The sequence below is a fragment of the Arthrobacter sp. B0316-1-20 genome (genome assembly GCF_059091865.1).
On sequence record NZ_JBNHHC010000090.1, the window covers coordinates 1 to 8,020 of the forward strand.

General features: G+C 65.7%; 11 protein-coding genes and 1 pseudogene. All 12 read right to left on the minus strand.

The features are described from left to right. Positions 1-69, minus strand: a pseudogene (locus tag AC5RW2_RS38855) (translation initiation factor IF-1); the annotation flags it as partial. 286 nt (positions 70-355) lie between these two features. After that, complete coding sequence (locus AC5RW2_RS38860) at positions 356-1,369, minus strand: P1 family peptidase (RefSeq protein WP_493963113.1); 1,014 nt, start codon at positions 1,367-1,369, stop codon at positions 356-358. Positions 1,370-1,463: 94 nt separating this feature from the next. Further along, positions 1,464-1,703 carry a hypothetical protein gene (locus tag AC5RW2_RS38865; protein ID WP_493949477.1) on the minus strand — a complete coding sequence of 80 codons (240 nt, stop codon included), beginning with the start codon at positions 1,701-1,703 and terminating at the stop codon, positions 1,464-1,466. 60 nt (positions 1,704-1,763) lie between these two features. Then, the gene (locus tag AC5RW2_RS38870; protein ID WP_493963114.1) at positions 1,764-2,609 is read right to left on the minus strand and encodes a metal-dependent hydrolase; all 846 of its coding nucleotides are present in this window, start codon (positions 2,607-2,609) and stop codon (positions 1,764-1,766) included. 115 nt (positions 2,610-2,724) lie between these two features. Then, positions 2,725-3,552, minus strand: a complete 828-nt coding sequence (gene map / locus AC5RW2_RS38875) for a type I methionyl aminopeptidase (RefSeq protein WP_493963115.1) — start codon at positions 3,550-3,552, stop codon at positions 2,725-2,727. 24 nt (positions 3,553-3,576) lie between these two features. After that, complete coding sequence (locus tag AC5RW2_RS38880) at positions 3,577-4,152, minus strand: adenylate kinase (RefSeq protein WP_493949474.1); 576 nt, start codon at positions 4,150-4,152, stop codon at positions 3,577-3,579. Then, the gene (gene secY / locus AC5RW2_RS38885; RefSeq protein WP_493949473.1) at positions 4,149-5,462 is read right to left on the minus strand and encodes a preprotein translocase subunit SecY; all 1,314 of its coding nucleotides are present in this window, start codon (positions 5,460-5,462) and stop codon (positions 4,149-4,151) included. Before secY ends, AC5RW2_RS38880 begins: the two co-directional genes overlap by 4 nt. Positions 5,463-5,660: 198 nt before the next feature. Next, on the minus strand, positions 5,661-6,116 hold the full coding sequence (rplO, locus tag AC5RW2_RS38890) for a 50S ribosomal protein L15 (protein ID WP_493963116.1): 456 nt from the start codon (positions 6,114-6,116) through the stop codon (positions 5,661-5,663). A gap of 2 nt (positions 6,117-6,118) precedes the next feature. Then, on the minus strand, positions 6,119-6,331 hold the full coding sequence (gene rpmD / locus AC5RW2_RS38895) for a 50S ribosomal protein L30 (protein ID WP_127511076.1): 213 nt from the start codon (positions 6,329-6,331) through the stop codon (positions 6,119-6,121). Continuing rightward, entirely contained in the window at positions 6,331-7,041 is a 711-nt protein-coding gene (gene rpsE, locus AC5RW2_RS38900; protein ID WP_493949472.1) for a 30S ribosomal protein S5, read from the minus strand. The genes rpmD and rpsE overlap by 1 nt, the downstream gene beginning before the upstream one ends. Then, the gene (rplR, locus tag AC5RW2_RS38905) at positions 7,038-7,421 is read right to left on the minus strand and encodes a 50S ribosomal protein L18 (protein ID WP_493941549.1); all 384 of its coding nucleotides are present in this window, start codon (positions 7,419-7,421) and stop codon (positions 7,038-7,040) included. Before rplR ends, rpsE begins: the two co-directional genes overlap by 4 nt. A 3-nt stretch (positions 7,422-7,424) precedes the next feature. After that, a complete protein-coding gene (rplF, locus tag AC5RW2_RS38910; protein WP_493941550.1) occupies positions 7,425-7,961 on the minus strand; it encodes a 50S ribosomal protein L6 in 537 nt (178 codons plus the stop codon). Positions 7,962-8,020 lie beyond the last annotated feature (59 nt).

The window sequence follows — 8,020 nt, forward strand, 5'->3', positions numbered from 1 at the left end:
GAACATCGCATTGGGCAGAGCCTCCTGCACAGTGCCTTCAATCTCAATGACACCGTCTTTCTTAGCCATATCCTCCGCTAACGTCAGTAACCATCGCTCGCGCGGTGGCTAGTTTTTGGGTTTTGCTTGCCGCTACACCCCACTGACGCCGTACGAATCCAAACGGCTTTCGCGGGCGCCATGCACCCGAAGATGGGCATGAAAGTAGAGACAACCAACAGACAACTGTACTCCGGATGCGGGATTAAGTTAAATCCGGATAACGGTGGGCAGCGGCCCGGGGCGCTTGGGGATGATGCATGCCGGGGCACTGTGCGCAGCCACTGCCCCGGCGCGGCGACTGGCGCGGGATGTCTCAGTCCGGGTATTGGTACTTTTCCAGTACGATGCCGGAGCCCTCCACCCGTTCGGCGCTCACCACCGCGTCCCTGATGGCAGCGGTGACTGCGTCCGCGGCCAGCACGTGGAGTTCGGCCCGGGGATCCATCGGGCCCTCCTGGACCAGCTGCTGCTGCCCGGTGGCCAGGGCGAACACGACATCCCCGTCCATCAACGTATGCGACGGGCTGAGCGCCCGGGCCAGACCGGCGTGCGCGGCGGACGCGGTCCGTTTGGCCTGGGCCGGGTCCAGCACCGCGTTGGTCGCCACCACGCAGAGGGTGGTGTTCAGCGGGGCGGCCGAGGCCCCGAGCCCCGGTCGAACCGCGGCGCCCTCCAACCCCGGTGGTCGACCAGGGCGCGCAGCGCCCGTTTGGAGACCGGCAGCCTGCTCGGCGGACGGACCGTGGAACGGCGATCCCGCGGCGTTCACCACCGCAAGCGCGCCCACCACCACGGAGTCGTTGGCGCCGCTCATCCGCAGCGAAGCGGTCCCCACTCCCCCCTTGTACTGCTGGAAGCCAATCGCCGCTCCGGTACCCGCGCCGACATTGCCGCGCTGCACCGCGCCGAAGTCCTGCATCGTGCCGGCGGAGGCAGCGGCGTCGTACCCCATCTGCTCATCGGGGCGGGCGGTGATGTCCCCGCCCCGGCCCAGGTCGTAGATGGCTGCCGCCGGGACAATCGGCACCACGGCATTGGCCGTGCGGAAGCCGCGCCCCTGTTCCTCCAGCCAGCGCTGTGCCCCGTGGGCCGCGATCAGCCCGAACGCGCTGCCGCCGGTCAGCACCACCGCGTCCACGGTCGGCACCAGTGTGGTGGGATCCAGCGCGTCGGTTTCGTGTGTGGCGGGCCCGCCGCCGCGCACGTCCACGGCGCCCACGGTGCCGGGCGGCGGCAGCACCACGGTGACGCCGGTGAACCAGCCGTCGCCGGTCTTCTGGACCTGGCCCACGCGGATGCCGGGCACATCGCTGATCGAAGAAGCCATGGCCTCATCCTCGCCCGGCAACTGCGCCGGAGCAAGGATGAGGGCATTCAGTGTCGCAGCTGCGCGTCGCATCCCCTCGACCGCGCGGCGGCGTTCAGGACTTGTTCCGTCGGCTGCGCCGAAGCAACGCGGCGACGCCCACGCCAGCGAAGGAGGCGGTCAGCACGCCGATAACGGCTGCTAAGAGGATGCTCGGCTCGGTCTCATCCCCGACGCCGGCGACGAGGGCGAAGCCGGCGTTCACCGCCGGGAGCAGAACGCTTCCGAAGAGCGCGGCAACAACCACCACCAGCACAACGGCTTTCCCGTCAATGCGCTTCGGCTTCCGGTTCATCCAGTTTCTCCTTTGGTTGTTCCCATGCATCCCGTACGGTCGGCCGGAGGGCCGAGGAAGTCAGCCTGCGCCGAACGCCACCATGCTCTGCTGGCCGACGTCGAGGCACGCCCCGGCCAGCAGGACCACCACGTAGGCGCTGACCGGGACCAGCAGCGCCCATTCGCGGACCGAGCCGGCATTGCCCAGCAGCGGCAGGGCGAAGTAGCCGTTCCGCCGCCAGATGGTGTTCAGCAGCGGGACCCGGCGCCATACCTTGGGCGGCTTGATGCGCAGCGGCCAGAGCAGGTTCACTCCCCCGGTAGTCAGCATGTCGCCCAGCACGTGCATCACCACGCCGATGCCCATGGCCAGCGGGAACCAGTTCTGTTGTTCCGGTGCATACAGCGCGATGAACGCTGCCACGGACAGGCCCACAGCCCACGGTATTTTCTGCAGCCCGTCGGGCAGGAACTTGAGCGCCTTGGCAGCGAAAGCCACCAGCAGCACGCACAAGATGCCGGCGCCCGGATATACGGTGCCGAACCATTCGGTCTCCATGGTCCACAGCCCGGCGAGCCAGGCGATCGCCACGAAGGCGGCCAACCCGATCAGCGAGTGCGTGCCGCGGCGGTGTCCGCCGGCCACTGCGCCCACGCCGGCGCAGACTGCATTGGAGAGCGGCGGAAGCGAGTGCGCGATGGTGGCGTTGTGGTGGTCGGCGTCCGGCACCAGCGCGGCGCCGGCGGTCACCATGGCTCCGGTGATCAGGCCCAGCGGCCCCACATCCAGCAGCCCCCAGCCCAAGGTGAGGCTCTGCTCGCCCCAGCCCATCGGCGTCGTGATGGCATCCAGCGGCACGTGCACTTGGCTGGTGAGGGCGATCCAGGCGGCGGCGCCGGAGAGAGCGTGGTGGGATCCCATCATGGTGCGGGACATCCTTTCGGGGAAATGCGTTAAACGCCCGAAGGCCGGTCCGGCTGGACGATCGATCCAGCGGGACCGGTCTTCGGGTGAAGAAGTCGGGCCAGGGAGCCGAGCGTCAGTCCAGCGGCACCGGGGTGACCCCCAGCGGAGCCAGCCGTGCCGCTCCCCCGTCTTCAGCCGTCAAGACCCAGATGCCGCCGTCGTGCACCGCCACGGTGTGCTCCCACTGGCAGGATCGGGAGCCGTCCGTGGTCACCACGGTCCAGTCGTCGTCCAACACTTTGGTCTCGATGTCCCCGCGCACCAGCATCGGTTCGATGGCCAGGCACAGCCCCGGGCGGATCTTCGCCCCGCGGTGGTTGGTCCGGTAGTTCAGCACATCCGGGGCCTGGTGCATGGCGGTGCCGATGCCGTGGCCCACGTAGTCCTCCAGGATGCCCAAGGGCTTGCCGGGCACGGAGGACACGTAGTCATCGATCGCGTTGCCGATGTCGCCCACGCGGTGGCCGTTGACCAGGGCGGCAATGCCCCGCCACATGGCTTCCTCGGTGACATCGGAGAGCCGCTGGTCTTCCGGATCGGCGGTGCCCACGATCACTCCTCGTGCGGAGTCGCCGTGCCAGCCATCCACGCTGCAGCCGCCGTCGACCGAGAGGATATCTCCGTCCTGGAGCACCTTGCCGCCGGGGATTCCGTGGACCACTTCCTCGTTGACGGAAACGCAGACCGTCGCCGGGAAGCCGTGGTAGCCCTTGAAGTTGCTCTTCGCGCCGGCTTCGTCCAGCACCGCTTCGAAGGCCGCGTCCACGTCCGCCGTGGTAGCACCGGGGACGGCAGCGGCCACCGCAGCGTCAAGGGCGCGGCTGACCACCAGACCGGCGGTGCGCATTTTGCGGATCTGGTCGTTGGTCTTGTATTCGATGCTGGGCTGGCGGAACGCCATGGGCTGTCTCTAACTCTCTCGGTGTCAGGCCGTGACGGCCTTGAGCGCCGTCATGATCCGCTCGGTGACCTCGTCGATGTCGCCGATGCCGTCGACGGTGGCCACAATGCCGCGCTCCTCGTAACGGTTCACGACGACGGCGGTTTCCTCGTGGTACAGGGCCAGCCGACGACGGATCACTGTCTCGTTGTCGTCGCTGCGGCCTTCCTGCGCGGCGCGGCCGAGCAGGCGCTTGACCAGTTCGTCGTCGTCCGCGGTCAGCAGCAGGACAATGTCCAGCTGCGAGCCGGCCTCGGCCAGGATGTTGTCCAGTTCGTCGACCTGGCCGCTGGTGCGGGGGTAGCCGTCCAGCAGGAAGCCGTCGGCGGCGTCCGGCTGCTTCAACCGATCGCGCACCATGTTGTTGGTGACGCTGTCCGGCACAAACTCGCCCTTGTCGATGTACTTCTTGGCTTCGACGCCGAGCGGCGTCTCTTCCTTGACGTTGGCGCGGAAGATGTCTCCGGTGGAGATCGCGACGACGCCCAGCCGGTCGGAAATGCGGGAGGCCTGGGTGCCCTTGCCGGATCCGGGCGGGCCGATAATGAGCATTTGTGTCATCGCAGAAGTCCTTCGTAGTGCCGTTGCTGTAGTTGTGCGTTGATTTGTTTGACGGTCTCCAGTCCCACACCAACCATGATGAGGATGGAAACGCCGCCGAACGGGAAGTTCTGGTTGGCGTTGATGAGCACCAGTGCGATCAGCGGGATCAGCGAGATGATGCCCAGGTAGAGCGCACCCGGCAGCGTGATCCGGGCCAGCACGTACTGCAGGTACTCCGCCGTCGGGCGGCCTGCCCGGATGCCGGGGATGAAGCCGCCGTACTTCTTCATGTTGTCCGCGACTTCCTCCGGGTTGAAGGTGATGGCCACGTAGAAGTAGGTGAAGAAGACGATCAGGGAGAAGTAGACCGCCATGTAGAACGGCGAGTCCCCGCTGACCAGGTACGTGTTGATCCAGTTGACCCACTCCGGCGGCGCGGTGGTGCCGTCGGTCGGCGTGTTGAACTGCGCGATCAGCGACGGCAGGTACAGCATCGACGACGCGAAGATCACCGGGATGACGCCGGCCATGTTGACCTTGATCGGAATGTAGGTGCTGGTGCCACCGACGGTGCGGCGCCCCACCATGCGCTTGGCATACTGCACCGGGATACGGCGCTGCGACTGTTCCACGAAGACCACCGCGGCCACAGTCAGCAGGCCGACCAGCAGCACGCCGAGGAAGACGTTCACGCCCTGGGTGTTCCAGATCTCGCCCAGCGAGCTCGGGAAACCGGCGGCGATCGAGATGAAGATCAGCAAGGACATGCCGTTGCCAACACCCTTTTCGGTGATCAGCTCGCCCATCCACATGATCAAGCCGGTGCCGGCGGTCAGCGTCAGGATGATCAGGCTGACCACAATCAGGTTGTCTTCGGGGATGATCGGAACCGGGCAGTTGCCCAGCAATGCACCGGACCGCGCCAGCGACACCAGCGTCGTGGCATTGAGCAGGCCCAGTGCGATGGTCAGGTAACGGGTGTACTGCGTCAGCTTGGACTGGCCCTGCGGGCCTTCCTGGTGCAGTTCCTGGAACCGCGGGATGACCACGCGAAGCAGCTGCACGATGATGCTGGCGGTGATGTACGGCATGATGCCGAGGGCGAAGATGGACACCTGCAGCAGCGCGCCGCCGCTGAACAGATTGACGAACTGATACAGCCCGCCGCTGGTGTTGCCCAGCGCCAGACACTGCTGCACGTTGCCATAGTCCACACCCGGTGCCGGGATGAATACGCCCACGCGGTAGACCGTCATGATCCCCAGCGTGAACAGCAACTTGCGCCGCAGGTCCGGCGTCCGGAATGCCCGGCCAATTGCGCTAAGCAAGCGTCCTCCCAAAAAGTTTCTGATGCCGCTGCGCGGCAAGTCACAAGATCCGAGTCTATCGGCTCGGCCCGTTCGCATTAAACGGATTAAAGAATACGTCGTGTGCCTTTAAAGCAGCTGAACTCGTGGCGACCGGCGAATGCCGGCCACCACGAGTTCAGTCAGGGGCTGCTAAAAGACTGCACCCGGTACGGGCTGCTAGAGCGCCGTCACGGTGCCGCCAGCGGCGGCAATCTTCTCAGCGGCACTGGCGGAGAAGGCGTCAACCTTCACATCGACCTTGACGGTGATGTCGCCGGTGCCCAGGACCTTCACAGGCTGGTTCTTGCGAACCGCACCCTTGGCCACCAGGGCCTCCACGGTCACGTCGCCGCCCTCGGGGAACAGCTCATTGAGCTTGTCCAGGTTCACAACCTGGAATTCCACCTTGAACGGGTTCTTGAAGCCGCGCAGCTTCGGCAGGCGCATGTGCAGCGGCAACTGGCCGCCGGCAAAGCCAGCCTTGACCTGGTAACGGGCCTTTGTACCCTTGGTACCGCGACCGGCGGTCTTGCCCTTGGAGCCTTCGCCACGACCAACGCGGGTCTTGGAGGTCTTGGCACCGGGGGCAGGACGCAGGTGGTGGACCTTGAGAGTCTTGTTCTCTTCTGCCATCTTTACTTCGCCTCCTCAACCTTCACGAGGTGAGAAACAGTGTTGACCATGCCGACGGTCACTGCATCGGCGCTGCGGACAACGGTGTGTCCGATGCGCTTCAGGCCCAGTGAACGCAGCGTGTCGCGCTGGTTCTGCTTGCCGCCAATGACGGACTTGATCTGCGTGATTTCCAACTGTGCATCCGACGGAGTCAGATTCTTGGGTGTGGTCATTACGCACCTGCCTTCTGCATGTTGCGCAGCAGGATCGCCGGAGCAACCTCATCCAGGGGCAGGCCACGGCGGGCTGCCACGGAGCGGGGCTCCTCCAGGCGACGCAGCGCGTCGACGGTAGCGTGCACGATGTTGATCGCGTTGGCCGAACCCAGCGACTTGGAGAGCACGTCGTGGATGCCGGCGCACTCGAGTACGGCGCGGACCGGGCCGCCGGCGATCACACCGGTACCGGCAGCAGCCGGACGCAGCATGACAACGCCTGCAGCGGCTTCGCCCTGCACCTGGTGCGGAACGGTTCCGGCGATGATCGGCACGCGGAAGAAGGACTTCTTGGCCTCTTCCACGCCCTTGGCAATCGCTGCCGGAACTTCCTTGGCCTTGCCGTAGCCCACGCCGACCATGCCGTTGCCGTCGCCGACAACTACCAGAGCCGTGAAGCTAAAGCGCCGGCCGCCCTTGACGACCTTGGACACGCGGTTGATCGTGACGACGCGCTCGAGGAACTTGTCCTTCTCGGCATCGCGTGCATTGTCGCGGCCACGTCCGCGGCCACCACGGTCGCCGCCGCCGCCACCGCTACGTTCGCCACGACGTCCGCCGCGGCGGTCATCCTGGCCGGAAGCAGCGGTGGTCTCAGCGGATCCCGCAGCAGCGGTCTCAGTTGCTTCAGTCACCTGAGTTTCCTTTTCGTTGTTCTCAGCGGTCACAGTGCCAGCCCACCTTCACGTGCGCCGTCGGCAACCGCTGCAATGCGGCCGTGGTACCGGTTGCCGCCGCGGTCGAAGACCACAGCCTCAACACCGGCAGCCTTGGCACGCTCGGCCACGAGCTCGCCGACGCGCTTTGCCTTAGCGGACTTGTCGCCCTCGAGGGCCCGCAGATCGGCTTCCATGGTGGAAGCGGAAGCCACGGTGATGCCCTTGCTGTCGTCGACAACCTGGACAAAGATGTGGCGTGCGGAACGGTTGACCACCAGGCGCGGGCGGACCGCGGTACCGGTGATGCGCTTGCGGACGCGCAGGTGGCGGCGGCCGCGTGCGGCGGACTTGGACTTCGAGGTCCGCTTCTTATTAATGCTGATCGCCATGGTCTACTTACCAGCCTTTCCGACCTTGCGGCGGATTTGTTCGCCGGCGTAGCGCACGCCCTTGCCCTTGTACGGGTCAGGCTTGCGCAGCTTGCGGATGTTGGCAGCAACTTCGCCGACCTGCTGCTTGTTGATACCCGAGACGGAGAGCTTGGTCGCGCCCTCCACGGCGAAGGTGATGCCTTCGGGGGCATTCACGATCACCGGGTGGCTGAAGCCCAGGGCGAACTCGAGGTCCGAACCCTTGGCCTGCACGCGGTAACCGGTGCCGACGATCTCGAGGTCCTTCTTGTAGCCTTCGGTCACGCCAACAATCATGTTGTTGATCAGCGTGCGGGTCAGGCCATGCAGGGACCGGGATTCGCGCTCGTCGTTCGGGCGGGCAACGGTGAGGGTGTTCTCTTCGAGGGACACCGTGATGGGCGAAGCCAGAGTGTGGCTCAGCTCGCCCTTGGTGCCCTTGACGGAGACGACGTTGCCGTCGACCTTGACCTCAACGCCGGCGGGAACGGTGATGGGGAGACGTCCAATACGTGACATTTAATCTCTTCCTTTCCGTTACCAGACGTAAGCGAGGACTTCGCCGCCCACGCCCTTCT